Genomic DNA, 20513 nt, shown 5'->3' with positions numbered 1-20513 from the left:
GAGTTGCGCTATTTACTCGTTACCCAGTATTTCTGGCCGGAAAACTTCGTCATCAACGATTTGGCGCGCGAACTTCTTGCCCAGGGGCACGAAGTGACCGTGCTCACGGGAAAGCCAAACTACCCGAGCGGCAGTGTCGAACCTGGGTACAGGGCGATGGGCTGGCAACATGAGCAGCTTTTCGATGGGGTAGATGTATTCCGCGTCCCTATCGTGCCTCGGGGCGGGGGGGGCGCACTGCGCCTATTTGGTAACTACATGGGCTTCGCCATTTCGGCCGCGCTCTCCTTGCCGGTGCAACTGCGTGGCCGCCGCTTCGATGGCGTACTGGTCTTCGCTCCATCGCCGATCACCGCCGTCATCCCCGGGATTGTCGCGCGCTTGATCAAGCGTGCGCCGCTGGCGCTGTGGGTGCAGGATCTCTGGCCCGAAAGCCTGTCTGCCACGGGCTTCGTCTCCAATCGCTTGGCGCTCTGGCTGGTGGCGCGCATGGTGAGCGTGCTGTATGCGGCATGCGATGTGCTGTTGCTGCAGTCGCCGGCTTTCGAGTCGTCGGTTCGGCGGCATGCCCCGACAGCCAGGACGCTTGAGTATCCCAATCCGGTACCCAGCCATTACTGGAGCAAGGACGATAATGCGCAGCTTCCCGCCCATGTGGAGTCCGCGCTGGCTGCGGGGCCTTGCGTCCTGTTCGCCGGCAACCTGGGTGCCGCCCAGGCACTGGAGACGCTGCTGGATGCCGCAGATTGTCTGGCCAATGGCAGCGATGTCCGCTTGTTGATTGCTGGGAGTGGGAGTCGGCATGCCTGGCTGCAGGCTGAAGTCGAGCGGCGCCGCTTGAGCAATATCATTCTCCTGGGGCAGTTGCCGTCTGCATCGATGCCCGCACTCTATGCGCGTTGCCTGGCCTTGCTGGTGACCTTGCGTGATGAAGAGATTTTTGCCTACACGATCCCCAGCAAGGTACAGGTCTACCTGGCTGCGGGGCGGCCGGTGATAGCCTCGGTTCCGGGCGTGGCGGCGCGCCTGATCGAGGACATAGGCGCAGGCTTTTCCTGTGCGCCGGAGGATGGCGCCGCTCTGGCAAGGCGTATCGTCGAAATCGGCGAACTGCCTGATTCGGCTCGCGAAGCGATGGGGCAGGCTGGGCATGTCTATGCACGTGAGCATTTCGAGATCGGCCAGTTGGCCGAGCGATTGACAAACATTTTCAAACGGCTCAGGGGGTGATGTGTTGAGAGTTCTGGTACTGGGCGTGACCGGCATGCTTGGGCACATGCTGTTCAAGGTGTTGGGGGACGACTCTCGCTACGAGACAGTGGGGGCGATGCGCAGCGCTAGCGGTCGTCGATATTTTTCTGCACAGCAGCAGGAACTGTTGATCGAGGGCTTCGATGCCGAGGACTCCGACGCCCTGGTTAGGGTTCTGCAGTGGGCTAGGCCCGACGTAGTGGTTAACTGCGTGGGGATCATCAAGCAGCAAAGCAATGCTGAGGATCCCCTTCAGGTCCTGCCGATCAATGCCCTGTTTCCCCATCGTCTGGCTCGTCTTTGTGCGTTGAGCGGGACGCGGGTTATCCATGTCAGCACGGACTGCGTGTTTTCCGGGCGAGATGGCGGATATACGGAGGAAAGTGTCTCGGATGCGGAGGACCTGTACGGCAAGTCGAAGTACATTGGCGAACTGCATGACTTTGACAATGCGGTCACTCTGCGCACTTCGATCATCGGGCATGAGTTGAACTCGCAACGGTCCCTCATCGACTGGTTCCTGGCTCAGGAAGGACGGACCAAGGGCTATGCGCAAGCTATCTTCTCGGGCTTGCCCACCATCGAGCTGGCCAACGTCATCCGTGATCATGTCTTGACTCAGCCTGAGTTGAAGGGCCTTTACCATGTTGCTGCCGAACCCATCAGCAAGCTCGATCTGCTGTCTCTAGTCGCGTGTGAGTACGGCAAGAACATTGAGATCATCGAGGATCGTCAGGTGTGCATCGATCGCTCTCTGCAAGCCCTGCGTTTCGGCTCAGCCACCGGTTACATTGCACCATCTTGGCCAGAGTTGGTTGGCCGGATGCATGCAGGGCGTAAGTACCTGCAGTCTGTTTAAGGAATTTCATTATGTTTGAGAACAAGGTTTTGATGATCACCGGGGGAACTGGTTCCTTCGGTAATACGGTGCTGCGGAGGTTCCTCAATACCGCAGTCAAGGAAATTCGCATTTTTTCCCGTGACGAGAAAAAACAGGAGGACATGCGAATTGCACTTTCAAATGACAAAGTAAAATTTTATATAGGCGATGTACGCGATTACGACAGCCTGAAGCAGGCCATGGTTGGTGTTGACTATATCTTCCATGCTGCAGCGCTCAAGCAGGTGCCTTCCTGTGAGTTTTATCCCATGGAGGCCGTACGCACTAATATCAGTGGGACAGAGAATGTACTTAATGCCGCAATCGCCAATGGCGTGAAGCGGGTAGTCGTGTTGTCGACCGACAAAGCTGTTTACCCAATCAATGCCATGGGCATTTCCAAGGCGATGGCTGAGAAACTGATGGTTGCGAAGTCGCGCATGATTCCCGAGGGCGGGACCGTTATCTGTGCAACGCGATATGGCAATGTGATGGCCTCGCGTGGGTCGGTGATCCCACTGTTCGTCGAGCAAATGCGTGCTGGAGCGCCACTGACAGTCACCGATCCGCAGATGACGCGTTTTCTGATGTCTCTGGAAGATTCCGTGGATTTGGTACTGCATGCTTTCGAGCATGGACAGCAAGGCGATCTGTTCGTACAGAAGGCGCCATCTTCAACCGTTGGCGATTTGGCTCAGGCTCTCAAGGAGCTGTTTGGTCGAGAAAATTCTGTCCGCGTAATCGGTACCCGGCATGGTGAAAAGCTTTACGAATCCTTGGTTTCCAGGGAGGAGATGGCTAAGGCGGAGGATATGGGGCGTTACTACCGAATCCCTGCAGATAATCGAGATCTCAACTACAAAAAGTATTTTGTTGAGGGCGAGGAGAAGATCTCCGATTTCGATGATTACACGTCGCACAACACCGAACGCCTTGATGTACCGGCTATCAAGAAGTTGCTCCTCAAGCTCGACTATATCAAGGAGCAGCTTGATGCTTAAGGTCATGACCCTGGTCGGGACCCGTCCCGAGCTGATCAAGATGAGTCGGGTTATTGCGGAACTTGATCGCCAGGTGAATCATGTGCTGGTGCATTCTGGGCAGAATTATGATTACGAACTGAATCAGGTCTTCTTCGATGATCTTGAAATCCGAAAACCGGACCATTTTCTCGGAGCGATCGGCGAGACTGCCGCGCAGACCATAGCCGAGGTGATCGCCAAGGCTGATGCAGTGTTCGAGTTGGAGAGACCTGATGCGCTGTTGCTTTACGGCGATACCAATACTTGCCTTGCGGTAATAGCTGCCAAGCGTCGCAAAATTCCGGTATTTCATATGGAAGCGGGTAATCGCTGTTTCGATCAGCGTGTGCCTGAAGAGCTGAATAGAAAGGTGCTTGACCATCTATCTGATATCAACTTGGTACTCACCGAGCATGCTAGGCGTTATCTTATTGCCGAAGGTATACGTCCTGAAACAATTATCAAGACTGGCTCGCACATGCATGAAGTACTTGAGTATTACATGCCGAAGATCGAGCAGTCTGATGTATTAAGGCGTGAGGGGCTGGAAACTGGGAAGTTCTTCATCGTCAGTGCTCATCGAGAGGAGAATGTCGATACCCCGGAGAACTTGCGCGACCTGCTGAAGACACTGCGTTCGCTGGCGGACGAGTACGGTTATCCGGTAGTTGTTTCGACCCATCCTCGCACTCGCAAGCGCTTAGCTGAGCTCGGTGAGTCGTTGGAGCATCCACTGCTTCGTTTCGTCAAGCCTTTCGGTCTGCTGGATTACATCAAGTTGCAGATGGCAGCATTCTGCGTCTTGTCTGATAGCGGCACGATTACTGAGGAGGCCTCTCTACTCAATTTGCCAGCAGTGACGCTCCGCAATGCTCATGAGCGACCAGAGGGGATGGATGAAGGCACCTTGATCATGAGTGGTCTGAAGAGTGACTCGGTGTTGGCGGCAGTCAGGGTTATCACCCGCCAGCATCAGTTCGGTAAACGGACAATTCCATTAGTACCCGATTACGCTGGTGGGGCGGTATCGCTGCAGGTAGTGCGTGTTGTGCTCAGTTATACCGAATACGTAAACCGTACCGTGTGGTGCAAATAGTAATTATGCAAGTTTTGTTAACGGGGGCCAGTGGCTTTGTCGGTCGTGCCGTCCAGGCGCGTTTGCTCGCAGAGAGCGCACATACCTTGCGCAGTGCTATGCGCCAATTGCCGGTAGATGTGCCCGCTGATCTGCATGTATGTATCGCTCCAACTTTGGGGGCGAGCGCAGATTGGCGTTCGGCTCTGAGTGGCATAGAGGTTGTTGTCCACTGTGCCGCGCGTGTGCATGTGATGAGTGAGGAGGCCCCCGATCCGCTGGCCGAGTTCCGTCGTGCCAATGTAGAGGGAACCTTATGCCTAGCTCGACAGGCTGTAGAGGCTGGTGTTCGCCGCTTCGTGTTTGTCAGCTCCATCAAGGTTAATGGTGAGAGTACATCGCCTGGCAGGCCGTACTGTGCAGAGTCGACACCTGAGCCAATGGATCCGTATGGAATATCCAAGCTTGAGGCGGAGGAGGGATTGCGGGCGTTGGCAAAGGAAACCGGGCTTGAAGTGGTGATTGTCCGCCCACCACTGGTTTATGGGCCAGGTGTTAAGGCTAACTTTTTGAGCATGATGCGTTGGTTGAGCAAGGGTGTTCCCTTGCCTCTGGGGGCCACCTGTAACAGTCGCAGCCTGGTCGCATTGGACAATCTGGTGGATCTGATCGCAACTTGCATTGAGCACCCGTCGGCGGCGAATCAGACTTTCCTGGTAAGTGATGGTGAGGATCTGTCTACCACGGAGTTGCTTCGTCGCATGGCGTTTGCGCTTGGCAAGTCGGCGTGGTTGCTACCTGTTCCTGTGCGACTGCTTGAAGCAGGCGCCGGCCTACTGGGAAAAAGAGCGCTAGCACAGCGTTTGTGCGGCTCTTTGGAGGTCGATATCAGTAAAACGCAAGAGTTGCTCAATTGGTCGCCGCCGATTGGCGTTGATGAGGCATTGCGGCGGACCGCTGAAAGTTTCTGGAAGCATCAATCGTGATGAGCATTTACTGGCTGTTGCCTTTTTTTGCTGGGATTTCGTTTCTTTTGACGGCTGCAGCGCGGCGTTATGCTCTGCATAACAGCTTGATGGACATGCCGAATGCTCGCAGTTCGCACACGACCCCAACTCCTCGTGGTGGCGGTATAGCAATTGTCCTCAGTTTTCTGGCTGCTCTACCTCTGATGGTTCTTTTTGATGTCTTGTCTTGGACTGCGATGTGGGGGCTGCTGGGCGCTGGTGCGTGGGTCGCTGTGGTGGGCTTTCTTGATGATCATGGTCATATCCCTGCGCGCTGGCGCTTGTTGGCGCATTTCATCGGAGCTGTCTGGGCGCTAGCCTGGATGGGAGGCTTGCCGAGTGTTGTGATTTTTGGCTGCGATTTGGCGCTGGGCTGGCTGGGCTATGTGTTGGCAGCCTTCTATCTGGTTTGGCTGCTTAACCTGTATAACTTCATGGATGGTATCGATGGTATTGCCAGTGTCGAGGCGATCAGCGTTTGCCTGGGTGGCGCGCTGCTCTATGTGTTGCTTGGGGAGTCGACCGCTGTTGTGGCACCACTGCTGCTCGCTGTGGCTGTGGCTGGGTTTCTATTTTGGAACTTTCCACCGGCACGCATCTTTATGGGTGATGCGGGGAGTGGGTTTCTCGGCATAACTCTGGGGGTGCTTTCACTGCAAGCCTCTTGGGTAGCGCCTCAATTGTTGTGGAGTTGGTTGATTTTGCTCGGGGTCTTCATCGTTGATGCCACTTGGACCTTGTTCCGACGTGTGCTGCGAGGCGATAAGGTCTACGAGGCGCACCGTAGTCATGCCTACCAGCATGCATCAAGACAGTTTGGGCAGCATTTGCCGGTGACATTAGGCGTTGCGGCCTTGAACCTGCTCTGGCTATTGCCGATCGCGGTGTGGGTCGGTGTGGGGGAGGGGGACGGAGCTGTGGGTATGCTACTGGCTTACGTGCCGTTGATCGGGTTGGCAATAAAGTACCGAGCTGGCAGTCTGTCGACGCCATAAGGTCACCAAACAGTTTGTCTGGGTAGCATCGCCCTAAAGTACAATCGTTGTTTAGTAGGGATGATTGCTGGGTGGCAGGTATGTCGAAACTATTGGGGCGGGTTCGTAATCGCTTGGTGGCTTTGCCAAGGCGCTATAAACGTATCCTGCAGCTGGTCAGTGATACCTTATTAATCTGGCTTGCTTTGTGGTCGGCATTCGTCATCCGCTTGGGCGATGCACAGCAAGTTCATCCTTTCTCCCAGCATGCTTGGTTGTTTTCGCTGGCGCCTGTAATTGCATTGCCGGTTTACATCCGCTTTGGCATGTACCGTGCCGTTCTACGCTATCTTGGTAATGATGCGTTGCTGGCTATTTTCAAGGCAGTCAGCCTCAGCTCTTTGCTGATGGCGCTGGCGGTTTATTGGGTCAAGGACCCCATAGCTGTCGTTCCTCGATCAATGGTCTTCAACTACTGGTGGCTGAGTCTTTGCCTCATCGGTGGTTTACGTCTTTTCATGCGTCAGTTCTTTCTCGGTAACTGGCTGAATCTGGATTTCAAAATGTTGCCCGGCAAGCAGGATGGCTTACCGGCGGTTGCCATCTATGGTGCGGGTTCGGCAGGAAACCAGTTGGTTGCTGCTTTGCGTATGGGGCGCTCAATGCGTCCGGTTGCTTTCATTGACGACGATGACGGCGTGGCTAATCGTGTTATCGCCGGGCTCCGGGTCTACAAGCCCAAGCATATCCAGCAAATGATCGACGAAACTTCTGTGCAGGAGGTGTTGCTGGCGATTCCCTCTGCGTCTCGTTCGCGACGCAAGGAGATTCTTGCTGCTTTGGAGTCCTATCCGCTGCATGTGCGCAGTGTGCCGGGATTCATGGATCTGGCCAGTGGGAAAGTCAGGGTAGACGACTTGCAGGAGGTGGACATTTCCGACCTGTTGGGACGGGATGCGGTGCCTCCCCAGCCAGAGCTGTTTGAGCGCTGTATCAAGGGGAAGACGGTGATGGTTACCGGGGCCGGTGGTTCCATCGGCTCGGAGTTATGCCGGCAGATCCTTTCTTCGGGGGCCAGACTGCTGATTCTGTTTGAGCATGCAGAGTTCAATCTTTACGGGATTCACCGCGAGCTTGAGCTGCGGATTGCTCGCGAGGCTTTACCGATTCAGTTGTTGCCAATACTTGGTTCCATTCGTAATCCCCAGCGTTTGCTGGATGTGATGCAGCAATGGCGTGTCGATACGGTTTACCACGCGGCGGCATACAAGCATGTACCTATGGTTGAGCATAACGTCGCTGAGGGTGTACAGAACAACCTGTTGGGGACCGTAAATACGGCGCAGGCGGCGATCAAGTCAGGGGTGTCCAACTTTGTACTGATTTCAACCGATAAGGCCGTGCGGCCGACCAATGTCATGGGAAGCAGCAAGCGCCTCGCCGAGATGGTCTTGCAGGCGCTGAGTGTTGAGCCAGCGCCTGTGTTGTTTGGCGATGCCGAGGCTGTTCATCGGGTCAATAAGACCCGCTTCACCATGGTGCGTTTTGGCAATGTGCTGGGTTCATCAGGCTCTGTAATCCCGCTTTTTCGCGAGCAGATCAAGCGCGGAGGTCCTGTCACCGTTACTCATCCCAATATCACTCGTTATTTCATGACGATTCCAGAGGCTGCACAGTTGGTGATTCAAGCCGGCTCTTTGGGGCAGGGGGGGGATGTATTTGTTTTGGAGATGGGGGCGCCAGTGAGAATTGTCGAGTTGGCGGAGAAGATGATTCACTTGTCTGGCTTCACTGTGCGCGATGCTGAAAAGCCGCATGGGGATATTGCTATCGAGTTCACGGGGTTGCGCCCTGGGGAAAAACTCTATGAGGAGTTGCTGATCGGGGAGAGTGTGTTGCCGACTGAGCACCCGATGATCCTGCGAGCGCAGGAAGAGTTCATTACCTGGGAATCCCTGAAGCAGCTTCTGGCGGAACTTCTGCAAGCCATTGATGCAGATGACTATGTGCGTGTGCGCCAGTTGCTCAGGCAAACCGTCAACGGCTATGTGCCGGAGGGCGAAATCGTCGATTGGATTCACTGCCAGCAGAAGTTGCACTGAGTGGTTTGACAAGCTCTTGAATGAAGCTAATTTTGGATTGCGGCTCGGGAAGTACGCCGCAATCCAAAATGAAAAGGAGCTTCTATCATGCGTAAAACTGCTATTAATTCCCTCGTATTTGCCGTTATTGCCTGTTCTTCCTTTTTTGCCGCTGCCAATGAGTCTGCTGTTCCGGCGCAGCCTGCTGTGGTGCAGAGTCAGTCTGCTTCTGAGTCCGCGCAGGCATCACTTATCAACATCAACACGGCTGACGCCGCGACTCTTGATCGCGAGCTCAATGGTATCGGGGCAGTCAAAGCCAAGGCTATTGTTGAGTATCGCGATGCCAATGGCCCATTTGCGTCGGTTGATGAGTTGCTGGAAGTGAAGGGTATCGGTGCGGCAACGCTGGACAAGAACCGCGACAAGCTCAGTGTGAACTGAATAGCCATTAAGTGACCCTGCAGGCCGATCATTGATCGGCCTGTTTTGCTTGTGGAGGGTGGTTGATGAATGTTCTGCCGGATTACTCGGAAGGCTACAAGGTCTACCCAGAAGTTCAGGAACTCTTGCTGATGCTGGCGCAATGTTGGGATGCGCTGAAGCCCTATCTTTTGCCGCCGATCTCAGACGCTGATTACGACCGGCAGGCCCTGCTTCTGGTCGAGCTGTATATCCTGATTGGCAAACAGCAGGCACACCCAATGGCGTCGCTGGTGGCGCATCTGGAGAGGCAGCAGCGTGAGTATGATCAGCAGGTACGTTTGCTGCCCTAATGCATCGGTAGGGCAGCGTAATTTTGATGTGGCGTGCGGACTTGTCTCATTCGCTGGCGGAAAAGTGTCCTGCAACAAAAAAGCCCCAGGTTTTCACCTAGGGCTTTTGAATTTGGCTCCGCGACCTGGACTCGAACCAGGGACCCAATGATTAACAGTCATTTGCTCTACCGACTGAGCTATCGCGGAACAACGGTGCGTATCCTACTGATTAGGAAGGGGAAGTCAACACTCTGCAGCTGACTTCCCGTTACTTTTTCAGAGCACCTTGGCGATTGCCTGGGTAACGTTTGCCAAGTTGTGGCTGTTCAGGGCCGCGACACAAATACGACCGGTGCCGACGGCATAAATGGCGTATTCATCCTTCAGGCGTTCGACTTGAGCGGCATTGAGGCCCGAGTAAGAGAACATGCCGCGTTGGCGGGTCACGAAGCTGAAGTCATGCTGTGGCGCGACGGCGCTCAGTTGCTCGACAAAGGCCTGACGCATGCCACGGATACGCTGGCGCATCTCGCCCAGTTCCTGCTCCCACATGGCGCGCAGCTCAGGGCTGTTAAGCACGTTGCCCACCACCGTGGCGCCATGGGTCGGTGGGTTGGAGTAGTTGGTGCGGATCACGCGCTTGACCTGGGACAGCACGCGGCCCGCTTCTTCCTTGGAGTTGGTGACGATCGACAGGGCGCCGACGCGCTCGCCATACAGAGAGAAGGATTTGGAGAAGGAGCTGGAAACGAAGAAATTCAGCCCGGATTCGGCGAACAGGCGCACGGCGCTGGCGTCTTCCTCTATGCCATCGCCAAAGCCCTGGTAGGCAATATCGAGGAAGGGCACATGCTCGCGCTCGCGCAGTACCTCCAGCACGGCCTTCCAGTCATCCAGGCTCAGGTCGACGCCCGTCGGGTTGTGGCAGCAGGCATGCAGAACGATGATCGAGCGAGCTGGCAGGTTCTTGAGATCTTCAAGCAGGCCGGCGCGGTTCACGCCGTGGCTGGCGGCATCGTAGTAGCGATAGTTCTGCACCGGGAAACCGGCGGACTCGAACAGGGCACGGTGGTTTTCCCAGCTCGGGTCGCTGATGGCCACGGTGGCATTGGGCAGCAGGCGCTTGAGAAAGTCCGCGCCGCTCTTCAAGGCGCCGGTTCCGCCGATGGACTGAGTGGTAACCACGCGGCCTTCGGCCAGCAGCGGCGAGTCGGCACCAAACAGCAGCTTCTGCACGGCGCTGTCGTAGCTGGCGATACCTTCGATCGGCAGATAGCCGCGCGGAGCATGGGCGGCGATGCGGGCCTTTTCGGCCTCGGCAACGGCGCGCAGCAGGGGAATGCGGCCTTCGTCGGTGAAGTAGACGCCTACGCCCAGGTTGATCTTGTTGGCGCGAGTATCGGCGTTGAAGGCTTCATTCAGACCCAGGATGGGATCGCGCGGGGCCATTTCGACGGCGGAAAACAGACTCATGATGCGGCAGCTCGAACTGAGAAAAGGTGGGGCAACACCCTCTGACGTAACCAGGTTGGGGGTTGCGCAAACGGGCCGTATTATAGCGACCATGCCTGCTGCGGGCGACAACGACCGCAGGCTTTTACACAGGCTTTGACGCACAACTTTAGTGCGCGTCACATGCCATTGCCGAGGTGCTGCATGTCTGCGTTTGAACTGGTCACCCGTTACACCCCAGCTGGCGATCAGCCAGAGGCTATTCGTCAGCTGGTCGAGGGGCTGCAGGCTGGCCTGTCGCACCAGACGCTGCTGGGGGTTACCGGTTCAGGCAAGACCTTCAGCATTGCCAATGTGATTGCCCAGGTGCAGCGCCCGACCCTGGTTCTGGCGCCGAACAAGACCCTGGCCGCGCAGCTGTATGGCGAGTTCAAGAGTTTTTTCCCGAACAATGCGGTGGAGTATTTCGTTTCCTATTACGACTACTACCAGCCGGAAGCCTATGTGCCGTCATCGGACACCTTCATCGAGAAGGATGCCTCGATCAATGACCACATCGAGCAGATGCGTCTCTCGGCAACCAAGGCGTTGCTGGAGCGTCCTGACGCGATCATCGTCTGCACCGTTTCGTCGATCTATGGTCTGGGTGATCCGGCGTCTTACCTGAAAATGGTGCTGCATGTGGATCGCGGCGACAGGCTCGACCAGCGCGAGCTGCTGCGTCGCCTGACCGGCCTGCAGTACACGCGCAACGACATGGATTTTGCCCGCGCTACCTTCCGTGTGCGTGGCGATGTGATCGACGTCTTCCCCGCCGAATCCGACCTTGAGGCCATCCGCATCGAGCTGTTCGATGACGAGGTGGAGAGCCTCTCGGCCTTTGATCCCCTGACCGGCGAGGTGATTCGCAAGCTGCCGCGCTTCACCTTCTACCCCAAAAGCCACTATGTGACCCCGCGTGAGGTGCTGCTGGAGGCGGTGGAGAAGATCAAGGTCGAACTCAAGGAGCGTCTGGAGTACCTGCGTGGCGAGAACAAGCTGGTCGCCGCCGAGCGTCTGGAGCAGCGCACGCGCTTCGATCTGGAGATGATTCTCGAACTGGGCTACTGCAACGGCATCGAGAACTACTCTCGCTATCTGTCCGGGCGGGGCGTTGGCGAGGCGCCGCCGACCTTGTATGACTACCTGCCGGCGAACTCTTTGCTGGTGATTGATGAGTCCCATGTCTCGGTGCCGCAGGTCGGGGCCATGTTCAAGGGCGATCGTTCGCGCAAGGAGACCCTGGTCGAGTACGGCTTCCGTCTGCCTTCGGCGCTGGACAACCGGCCGCTGCGTTTCGAGGAGTGGGAGGCTATCAGCCCGCAAACCATTTTTGTTTCCGCAACGCCGGGCCCTTACGAGGCCGATCATGCCGGTCGCGTGGTCGAGCAGGTGGTGCGCCCGACGGGGCTGGTCGATCCGGAGATCGAGGTGCGGCCGGCGACGACTCAGGTCGATGATCTGCTCTCGGAAATCCGCAAGCGCGTGGCGGTCGAGGAGCGGGTGCTGGTCACCACCCTGACCAAGCGCATGGCCGAGGATCTTACCGATTATCTGGCCGACCACGATGTGAAGGTGCGCTATCTGCATTCGGACATCGATACGGTGGAGCGGGTGGAAATCATCCGCGACCTGCGCACTGGCACTTTCGATGTGTTGGTAGGTATCAATCTGCTGCGCGAAGGACTGGATATGCCCGAGGTGTCGCTGGTGGCGATCCTTGATGCCGACAAGGAAGGTTTCCTGCGCAGCGAGCGCTCGCTGATTCAGACCATCGGCCGTGCGGCGCGCAACCTCAATGGCCGGGCGATTCTCTATGCGGACCGCATGACCGGCTCGATGGAGCGTGCGATTGGCGAGACCGAGCGGCGCCGGGCCAAGCAGGTGGCCTTCAACGAAGCCCATGGCATCGTGCCCAAGGGCGTCAAGAAGGATATCCGCGACATACTCGAAGGGGCTGTAGTGCCCGGAGCGCGGGGCGGCAAGCGCAAGGGACTGGCCAAGGTGGCCGAGGAGAGTGGGCGTTACGAGAACGAACTGCGCTCACCCAGCGAGATCACCAAGCGTATTCGCGTGCTGGAGGAAAAGATGTACAGCCTGGCGCGCGACCTCGAGTTCGAGGCCGCCGCCCAGCTGCGTGACGAGATCCAGAAGCTGCGCGATCGCCTGCTGCAGGTCTGATCAGACCGGGCTGGAGCGCCCGGTCATTTCCCGTGCCATTTCGGTGGCATAGCTGTCGGTCATGCCGGCTATGAAGTCGATCACCCGTAGAAAGCTGTTGTACAGCGGCTGCTGCGGGTCCGGAGCGTTGTTGCCGAGCAGGTCGAGGATGCGTCGGTTCTTGAAGGAGGGCGGGTTACCGCCGTGCTGTTCCAGCGCCGCACCGCAGAAGGCGTTGAGGAGGATTTCCAGGGTGGTGTAGGCGCCGATCTCGTGCAGCGTCTTGCGCTTGTCCTGGAAGATCTTTTCACGGGCGATGGCCTTGGCCTGCAGCACGCAGCGTTTGGCCGGGCCATGCATGTGCTCGACCAGATCTCCCTGCAGCGAGCCGGCCAGCAGGCCGTGCTGTTGTTCGACGAAAGCATGTGCGGCCGCATTGGTCAGGTGTTCGATGGCCTTGCCGCGCAGGATCGCCAGCTTGCGCCGGCGCGAGTCGCGTGGCCCCAGCAGACGGTAGGTTTCCGGCAGGTCGTCACCGACCAGATCGAGCAGCAGGGCTTCGACCTCGGCGTAGTCGAGCAGGTCCATTTCCAGGCCGTCTTCCAGATCGATCAGGCCATAGCAGATGTCGTCGGCGGCCTCCATCAGGTACACCAGCGGGTGCCTCGCCCAGCGCTGGTGCTCCAGCTGTGGCAGTCCCAGCTTATTGGCGATCTGCTCCAGCAGCGGCAGTTCGCTCTGATAGCAGCCGAACTTGTGTTTCTTGTAGCCCAGCGCGTCGGCGTGGCGGGCTGTCCAGGGGTACTTCAGGTAAGCGCCGAGGGTGGCGTAGGTCAGGCGGGTGCCACCGTCGAACTGGTGGTATTCCAGCTGGGTGAGCACGCGAAAGCCCTGGGCGTTGCCCTCGAAATTGAGGAAGTCGCCGCGCTGCGCTTCGCTCATGCCGTCCAGCCAGCCGCGCCCGGCAGCCTGCTGGAACCAGTAGCGGATGGCGTCCTCGCCCGAATGGCCGAACGGCGGATTGCCGATGTCGTGGGCCAGGCAGGCCGACTGCACGATCACGCCGAGATCGCTCGGCTCGCACCAGTCCGGTAGATCCTCGCGCAGCATTTCGCCTACGCGCATGCCCAGCGAGCGGCCGACGCAGCCGACTTCCAGTGAGTGAGTGAGGCGGGTGTGGATGTGGTCATTGCTGGAGACTGGATGCACCTGGGTCTTGCGGCCCAGGCGGCGGAAGGCCCCGGAAAAGATGATGCGGTCGTGATCCTTGTGGAAGGGGCTGCGGCCCAGTTCTTCCGAGCTGTGCAGCACTTTACCCAAGCGTTCGCGGGTGAGCAGGTTATGCCAATCCAAAGCCATTCCTCCGGGTGATCGCCGAATGAGCCTAGCTTCGGGCTTGTTGCCGCTGCGTGCAAGGCCGCCAATTCCAGAATCGTGATCCCTTGTGGTGCATTGCACCCTTATGGGCATGGACCTTGCTGGGAGATGGTGCGCAGGTTGGGTGACGCATACCCCTCCTGGCGCGCGTGTAATGCGCGCTCAGTGCAATAACCCCCTTAAAACCAAGGCTTTGAATCGATTCAGTGGTGTGCGCAGGCAGCCCGGCCAACGGAGCAGGCGTCGGTGAGGTCAAGAGGCGGGTAAAGCGAATGCATTTAAATGGTGCGTTTGGCGAATTGCGTGAACTTATATGGTGCCAACCCTTAGCGACGGAGCCTTGTTCGTCAATGGAAAACCTCAACAGTGCCGTGGAAACCCTGATTCACGGCTCCAACACCCTGTTCATTCTGCTGGGCGCCGTGATGGTGCTGGCCATGCATGCTGGCTTTGCCTTTCTGGAAGTCGGCACGGTGCGGCAGAAGAACCAGGTCAACGCCCTGTCGAAGATCCTCGCCGATTTCGCCATGTCGACCCTGGCCTATTTCTTCATCGGCTACTGGATTGCCTATGGCGTGACCTTTCTAGAGCCGGCCAGCGCGCTGACGGCCGATAGTGGCTACGCGCTGGTCAAGTTCTTCTTCCTGCTGACCTTCGCGGCAGCGATCCCGGCGATCATCTCCGGCGGTATCGCCGAGCGGGCCAAGTTCGGTCCGCAGCTGTGCGCCACGCTGCTGATCGTGGCCTTCGTCTATCCATTCTTCGAAGGCCTGATCTGGAATGGCAACTTCGGCGTGCAGGACTGGCTGAAAGCCAGCTTTGGCGCTCCGTTCCACGACTTTGCCGGCTCGGTGGTGGTGCATGCGGTCGGCGGCTGGCTGGCCTTTGCGGCGGTACTGCTGCTGGGACGCCGTGATGGTCGCTACCGCGATGGCCGTCTGGTGGCGTTCGCACCCTCGAATATTCCGTTCCTGGCCCTGGGTTCCTGGATTCTCATCGTCGGCTGGTTCGGCTTCAACGTCATGAGCGCGCAGACCGTGGCGGGCATCAGCGGTCTGGTGGCGGTCAACTCGCTGATGGCGATGGTTGGCGGCACGGTGACTGCGCTGCTGGTGGGGCGCAATGACCCGGGCTTCCTGCACAACGGCCCGCTGGCTGGTCTGGTGGCGGTGTGTGCCGGTTCCGATCTCATGCACCCGGTCGGGGCGCTGATCACCGGTGCCATTGCCGGTGCACTGTTTGTCTGGGCGTTCACCGCGACTCAGAAGAGTTGGAAGATCGACGATGTGCTCGGCGTATGGCCGCTGCATGGCCTGTGCGGTGTGTGGGGCGGCATTGCCTGCGGCATCTTCGGTCAGGAGGCGCTGGCGGGCCTGGGGGGCGTCAGCCTGCTCAGCCAGCTGGCCGGCACCGCGATGGGGGTGGTGATCGCTCTGGTCGGCGGCTTTGCCGTGTATGGCCTGCTGCGGGCGACTCTGGGCATTCGTCTGAGCCAGGAGGAGGAGTACTACGGTGCCGACCTCTCGGTGCACAAGATCGGTGCCGTCAGCGCACACGAGTGACATCGGCAACTCACAAAAAAAGCCCGCCAATGGCGGGCTTTTTGTTTGGCGGCGTGGATCAGATGACCCGGGAAAAACGCTGCCGGCTCTGCTCGCTGAGGTAACGGTCGAACAGCATGCAGACCGAGCGGGCCAGCAGACGCCCGGCCGGCTTGATGTCGATGCTGCTGTCGCTGAGGCTAATCAGGCCGTCGCGGGCCATCTGCTGCAGGTCCGGCCAGACGTCCGCGAAGTAGTCGCGGAAAACGATGCCGAACTCCTGCTCGATAGGGGCGAACTGCAGCTCGAACTCGCAGATCAGGCGCTGGATAACTTCACGCCGCACGCGGTCATCGGCATTGCAATGCAGGCCACGACGTACCGGTAGTTCGGGGGCGTCCAGAGTATCCTGATAGACCGTCAGGTCGCTGCTGTTCTGGCTGTAGAGGTCACCGATCTGGCTGATTGCCGAGACGCCGAGGCCGATCAGGTCGCAGTGACCGTGGGTGGTATAGCCTTGGAAGTTGCGTTGCAGGCGACCGTCTTCCTGGGCGATGGCCAGCTCGTCGTCGGGCAGGGCGAAGTGGTCCATGCCGATGTAGCGGTAACCGGCGGCGGTCAGCTGCTCGATGCTGTTATGCAGCATGGCCAGTTTCTGTGCCGGGCTCGGCAGGTCTTCGGCGTTGATCCGCCGTTGCGGCATGAAACGTTCCGGCAGGTGCGCATAGTTGAACACCGACAGGCGATCGGGTTGCAGGCGGATGATTTCCTCCACCGTACGGGCAAAGCTTTCCGGGGTCTGTTTGGGCAGGCCGTAGATCAGGTCAAGGTTGATCGAGCGGAACTGCAGGGTGTGAGCAGCGTCGATAATGGCGCGGGTTTCTTCCAGCGTTTGCAGGCGGTTGACCGCACGCTGCACTTCCGGGTCAAGGTCCTGCACGCCGAGGCTGATGCGATTGAAGCCCAGCTCGCGCAGCAGGCCCATGGTTGACCAGTCGGCTTCACGGGGATCGATCTCGATGCCGTAGTCGCCACTGTCGTCATCCAGCAGGTGAAAGTGCTGACGGATCACACCCATCAACTGGCGCAGTTCGTCGTGGCTGAGGAAGGTCGGGGTGCCGCCGCCAAAGTGCAGCTGCTCGACCACCTGGCGGTCATCCAGATGACGGCTGATCAGGGCGATTTCCCGCTCCAGGCGCTCAACGTAGGGTAGGGCGCGGCCGCGATCCTTGGTGATCACCTTGTTGCAGGCGCAGTAGTAGCAGATGTTGGCGCAGAACGGCACGTGCACATAAAGCGACAGCGGGCGCAGGGCTTTGCGGCTGTCCTTGAGTGCATGCAGCATGTCGAAGCTGCCAATGCCGTCGTGGAACTGTACGGCAGTGGGGTAGGAGGTATAGCGCGGACCCGCCTGATCGTAGCGACGAATCAGGTCGGCGTCCCAGCGGATCGCGTCGAGCATGGCAGCGTTCCCGGAATCTGGTGAATATGGGGCGAGTCTAGGGAATCGGCGCCGCAGGGGCCTTGACCTGTATCAAGCGCTCTGGCGCTGCGCTGGCGACTGCTGTGTGCAGTTGTGAGGCATTGCGCCTCAGTGACCCATCAGCCAGTGCTGGTGCGGACCGGGCAGGGTCCATAGACCAAAGGCGATGACCAGCAAGCCACCGGCCAGGCGTACGCCACGGCGGCGCAGGAAGTGTCCCAGTCGTTCGGCAGCCAGGCCGCTGAGCAGCAGGGCTGGCCAGGTACCGAGGCCGAAGGCCAGCATCAGCAGGCCGGCTTGCCAGGGTGAGCCCTGGCTGGCGGCCCACAGCAGGGTGCTGTAGACCAGGCCGCAGGGCAGCCAGCCCCACAAGGCGCCCAGCAGCAGGGCGCGGGGCAGGCTGGTGACCGGCAAGAGCTTCTGTGCCACGGGCTGAATCCGGCGCCACAGGCCACGGCCCAGAGCCTCGATGCGGGTCAGCCCGCTCCACCAGCCAGCGAGGTACAAGCCCATGGCGATCAGCAGCAGGGCGGCGGCGATGCGCAGTCCGCTGGCCAGCGGGCTGTTGCTCAGGGCCCAGCCGGCGCTGCCGAGCAGCAGGCCGGCGCAGGCATAGCTGAGGATGCGGCCGAGGTTGTAAGCCAGCAGCAGCTGCAGGCGTCGGCTGCGCTGTTCGAGCGGAATGGCCAGAGTGAGGGCGCCCATCAGGCCGCCGCACATGCCGAAGCAATGCCCGCCGCCAAGCAAGCCGAGCATCAGGGCCGAGGCGAGCAGTGGCAGCAACTCAAGCATGCGGCGGGTTCTTGTCCTGTTTGTCGGCCGCCTGCTCGACACCGGCCTTGTGCCGCGGGTCTTCGTCGTCGAACAGAATGCTGTGGGCCGGACCGTCGAGGTCATCGTACTGGCCGCTGTCGACGGCCCAGAAGAACAGCCAGATGGCCAGGGCGACCACGATTATGGCGATGGGGATCATCACATACAGGGCGGGCATAGCATCTCCGGGAAGCTCATCAGCGGCTCAGGCGCAGGGCGTTGACCACCACCACCAGCGAGCTCAGCGACATGCCCAGTGCGGCCCAGCTGGGGGTAACCCAGCCCAGAGCGGCGAAGGGCAGGATCAGGCCATTGTACAGGCAGGCCCAGCCGAGGTTCTCGATAATGATGCGGCGGGTACGGCGGGCCATGGCGAAGGCCTGCACCAGGCTATCAAGGCGATTGGACAGCAGCACGGCATCGGCACTGGTCTTGGCCAGGTCGGTGGCCGAGCCCATGGCAATGCTGATGTCCGCCGCGGCCAGCACCGGTACGTCATTGACCCCGTCGCCCAGCATCAGTACGCGGCGCCCTTCGGCGTGCTGCTGGCGCAGTACGGCCAGCTTGTCGTCGGGTGTCAGGCCGCCACGGGCATCGTCGATGCCCAGTTGCGTGGCCAGGCTGTGCACCATGGGTGAGCTGTCGCCGGACAGCAGCAGTACGCGCCAGTCGCGCTGGCGGGCCAGGTCCAGCAGTTTCGGCGCGTCGCTGCGCAGACGGTCGTCGAGCACCAGCCACGCCAGCGGACCCTGCTGGTCGCCCAGTAGCAGCCACTGGCCCTGATCGCCGGGAATGCCGGGGGCGCTCTGGCCGCTCAGTTCCGCTACGAAAGCCGCTTGGCCAATGCGCAGGTGACGGCCATCGACCACTCCCTGCAGGCCCAGCCCCGGGTGGCTGATCAGTTCGGCGGCGGGCTGAACGCGGCCAAATGCGCGGGCAATCGGGTGCTCGGAGCCACTCTCGAGGGCGGCAGCCAGGGCCAGGCAGGTGTCACTGTCGAGATCGCGCAGGGGCAGTATGCGGCTGAGGGTCAGGCTGCCTTCGGTGAGTGTGCCGGTCTTGTCGAGAATCAGTGTGTCGATCTGGTTGAGACCCTCCAGCACATGGCCGCGGGTCAGCAGCAGCCCGAGCTTGTGCAGGCTGCCGGTAGCGGTGGTCAGCGCAGTGGGCGTGGCCAGCGACAGGGCGCAGGGGCAGGTGGCAACCAGTAGGGCGAGGACGATCCAGAATGCCCGCTGCGGCTCTATCTGCCACCAGACCAGTCCGACCACCGCCGCGACCCCGAGCACGATGAGCAGGAACCACTGCGCAACGCGGTCGGCCAGTTCGGCCAGGCGCGGCTTGTCGGCCTGGGCCCGTTCCAGCAGGCGGACGATGGCCGACAGGCGGGTGGCGGCGCCCAGTGCCTGGACTTCGATGGTCAGCGGTCCTTCGACATTGAGTGTGCCGGCCGTGACGCTGTCGCCCACTGCGCGCGGCAGTGGCAGATACTCGCCGGTGAGCAGCGACTCGTCGATGCTCGACTGACCGGCGAGGATGCGTCCGTCCGCCGGCAGGCTGTGTCCCGGCGGAACCAGCACCTGATCGCCGACGCTCAGCTCGCTGACCAGCACGCGCTGGTTGTTGCCGGCGGCATCCAGGCGCAGGCAGGAGGCCGGCAGCAGGTTGACCAGTTGCGAGGTGGCCGCTGCCGTGCGTTCGCGTGCGCGGCGCTCCAGGTAGCGGCCGGCCAGGAGGAACAGGGCGAACATGCCGACGGCGTCGTAGTACAGCTCGCCAACGCCGGTCACGGTGGACCAGATGCCGGCCAGGTAGGCGCCGCCAATGGCCAGGGACACCGAGATGTCCATGGTCAGGTGGCGGGTGCGCAAGTCGCGCAGGGCGCCCTTGAAGAAATCGGTGCAGCAGTAGAAGACGATCGGCGTGGTGAGGAACAGGCTGGTCCAGCGCAGGATGCGGTCCATGTCGGCCGACAGGTCGAGGTTGAACTCCGGCCAGGTGGCCATGGCGGCCATCATTACCTGCATCCACAAAAGCCCTGCCAGGCCCAGCTGACGCAAGGCGCGGCGGTTTTCCCGCTGCAGCAGCTCCGCAGCCTGATCGGCCTGATAGGGGTGGGCGACGTAGCCGATCTTGCGCAGTTCGCCGAGCAGCTGGCTGAGCGGCAACTGGCTGTCAGCCCAGCGCACCTGCAGGCGCTGGTTGGACAGGTTGAGCTGGGCTTCGGCTATTGCCGGCAGGGTGCGCAGGTGGCGTTCGATCAGCCAGCCGCAGGCGGCGCAGCTGATGCCCTCGATCAGCAGGCAGGCTTCGGCCAGTTCACCCTGATGCTGCACGTAGTTGGCCTGCACGTCCGCACGGTCATACAGCTGCAGTTCATCGCTCAGTTGGCGGGGCAGGGCTTCGGGGTTGCTGGCATTTTCGGTGCGGTGACGGTAGTAGCCGTCTAGCCCGCCGGCAACGATGGCCTCAGCAACCGCCTGGCAGCCCGGACAGCAGAAGGCCCGCGGCTCATCGAGCACACGGGCCTGAAACCGGCTGCCGGCCGGAACCGGCAGACCGCAATGAAAGCACGCGGTGGGGCTGTTCATCGCTCAATC

The 20513-nt window shown here is 59.9% G+C and carries 17 protein-coding genes and 1 tRNA gene; 11 read left to right on the top strand and 7 right to left on the bottom strand.

What is annotated here, in order from left to right; translation table 11 throughout:
• The first annotated feature begins 3 nt into the window (after positions 1–3).
• The 9 genes from HNP49_RS09865 (at position 4) to HNP49_RS09825 (ending at position 9066) form a co-directional block, all read left to right on the top strand.
• Entirely contained in the window at positions 4–1230 is a 1227-nt protein-coding gene (locus tag HNP49_RS09865) for a glycosyltransferase family 4 protein (protein WP_184682814.1), read from the top strand.
• A gap of 4 nt (positions 1231–1234) precedes the next feature.
• Positions 1235–2110, top strand: a complete 876-nt coding sequence (locus tag HNP49_RS09860; RefSeq protein ID WP_184683435.1) for an SDR family oxidoreductase — start codon at positions 1235–1237, stop codon at positions 2108–2110.
• Between the two features lie 11 nt (positions 2111–2121).
• Positions 2122–3132 (top strand): polysaccharide biosynthesis protein, encoded by a 1011-nt coding sequence (locus HNP49_RS09855; protein WP_184682812.1) that lies wholly within the window; start codon positions 2122–2124, stop codon positions 3130–3132.
• Complete coding sequence (gene wecB / locus HNP49_RS09850) at positions 3125–4249, top strand: non-hydrolyzing UDP-N-acetylglucosamine 2-epimerase (RefSeq protein ID WP_184682811.1); 1125 nt, start codon at positions 3125–3127, stop codon at positions 4247–4249. The genes HNP49_RS09855 and wecB overlap by 8 nt, the downstream gene beginning before the upstream one ends.
• A 5-nt stretch (positions 4250–4254) precedes the next feature.
• Positions 4255–5214, top strand: a complete 960-nt coding sequence (locus tag HNP49_RS09845; protein ID WP_184682809.1) for an SDR family oxidoreductase — start codon at positions 4255–4257, stop codon at positions 5212–5214.
• Positions 5214–6230, top strand: coding sequence for a glycosyltransferase family 4 protein (locus HNP49_RS09840; RefSeq protein ID WP_184682808.1), 1017 nt, complete (start codon positions 5214–5216; stop codon positions 6228–6230). Before HNP49_RS09845 ends, HNP49_RS09840 begins: the two co-directional genes overlap by 1 nt.
• Positions 6231–6310: 80 nt before the next feature.
• Positions 6311–8311 (top strand): nucleoside-diphosphate sugar epimerase/dehydratase, encoded by a 2001-nt coding sequence (locus HNP49_RS09835; protein WP_184682807.1) that lies wholly within the window; start codon positions 6311–6313, stop codon positions 8309–8311.
• Between the two features lie 87 nt (positions 8312–8398).
• A complete protein-coding gene (locus HNP49_RS09830; protein ID WP_184682805.1) occupies positions 8399–8734 on the top strand; it encodes a ComEA family DNA-binding protein in 336 nt (111 codons plus the stop codon).
• 65 nt (positions 8735–8799) lie between these two features.
• Positions 8800–9066, top strand: coding sequence for a hypothetical protein (locus HNP49_RS09825; protein WP_184682804.1), 267 nt, complete (start codon positions 8800–8802; stop codon positions 9064–9066).
• Positions 9067–9179: 113 nt separating this feature from the next.
• On the opposite strand, the gene HNP49_RS09820 is transcribed toward HNP49_RS09825, so the two are convergent.
• Positions 9180–9255 (bottom strand) — tRNA-Asn (locus tag HNP49_RS09820).
• Positions 9256–9324: 69 nt separating this feature from the next.
• Entirely contained in the window at positions 9325–10521 is a 1197-nt protein-coding gene (locus HNP49_RS09815; RefSeq protein ID WP_184682802.1) for an amino acid aminotransferase, read from the bottom strand.
• Between the two features lie 183 nt (positions 10522–10704).
• Here HNP49_RS09815 and uvrB point away from each other — a divergent pair, with 183 nt between their 5' ends.
• Positions 10705–12720, top strand: a complete 2016-nt coding sequence (uvrB, locus tag HNP49_RS09810) for an excinuclease ABC subunit UvrB (protein ID WP_184682801.1) — start codon at positions 10705–10707, stop codon at positions 12718–12720.
• Here uvrB and HNP49_RS09805 read toward each other — a convergent pair whose 3' ends face one another.
• On the bottom strand, positions 12721–14052 hold the full coding sequence (locus HNP49_RS09805; protein ID WP_184682800.1) for a deoxyguanosinetriphosphate triphosphohydrolase: 1332 nt from the start codon (positions 14050–14052) through the stop codon (positions 12721–12723).
• Between the two features lie 374 nt (positions 14053–14426).
• On the opposite strand from HNP49_RS09805, the gene HNP49_RS09800 reads away from it, so the two are divergent.
• Positions 14427–15638 (top strand): ammonium transporter, encoded by a 1212-nt coding sequence (locus tag HNP49_RS09800; RefSeq protein ID WP_221445177.1) that lies wholly within the window; start codon positions 14427–14429, stop codon positions 15636–15638.
• Positions 15639–15696: 58 nt separating this feature from the next.
• Here HNP49_RS09800 and hemN read toward each other — a convergent pair whose 3' ends face one another.
• From hemN to HNP49_RS09780, 4 genes are all read right to left on the bottom strand, one after another.
• A complete protein-coding gene (hemN, locus tag HNP49_RS09795; protein ID WP_184682796.1) occupies positions 15697–17079 on the bottom strand; it encodes an oxygen-independent coproporphyrinogen III oxidase in 1383 nt (460 codons plus the stop codon).
• 129 nt (positions 17080–17208) lie between these two features.
• Positions 17209–17892 (bottom strand): sulfite exporter TauE/SafE family protein, encoded by a 684-nt coding sequence (locus HNP49_RS09790; protein ID WP_184682794.1) that lies wholly within the window; start codon positions 17890–17892, stop codon positions 17209–17211.
• The gene (ccoS, locus tag HNP49_RS09785; protein ID WP_184682792.1) at positions 17885–18091 is read right to left on the bottom strand and encodes a cbb3-type cytochrome oxidase assembly protein CcoS; all 207 of its coding nucleotides are present in this window, start codon (positions 18089–18091) and stop codon (positions 17885–17887) included. The genes HNP49_RS09790 and ccoS overlap by 8 nt, the downstream gene beginning before the upstream one ends.
• Positions 18092–18110: 19 nt before the next feature.
• Positions 18111–20504 (bottom strand): heavy metal translocating P-type ATPase, encoded by a 2394-nt coding sequence (locus HNP49_RS09780; RefSeq protein ID WP_184682790.1) that lies wholly within the window; start codon positions 20502–20504, stop codon positions 18111–18113.
• Positions 20505–20513: the final 9 nt, after the last annotated feature.

This window comes from Pseudomonas fluvialis, from assembly GCF_014207935.1.
Lineage (GTDB): Bacteria > Pseudomonadota > Gammaproteobacteria > Pseudomonadales > Pseudomonadaceae > Aquipseudomonas > Aquipseudomonas fluvialis_A.
Note: the sequence above shows the minus strand (reverse complement) of the source record. Positions and strands in the feature narration are given on the sequence as shown.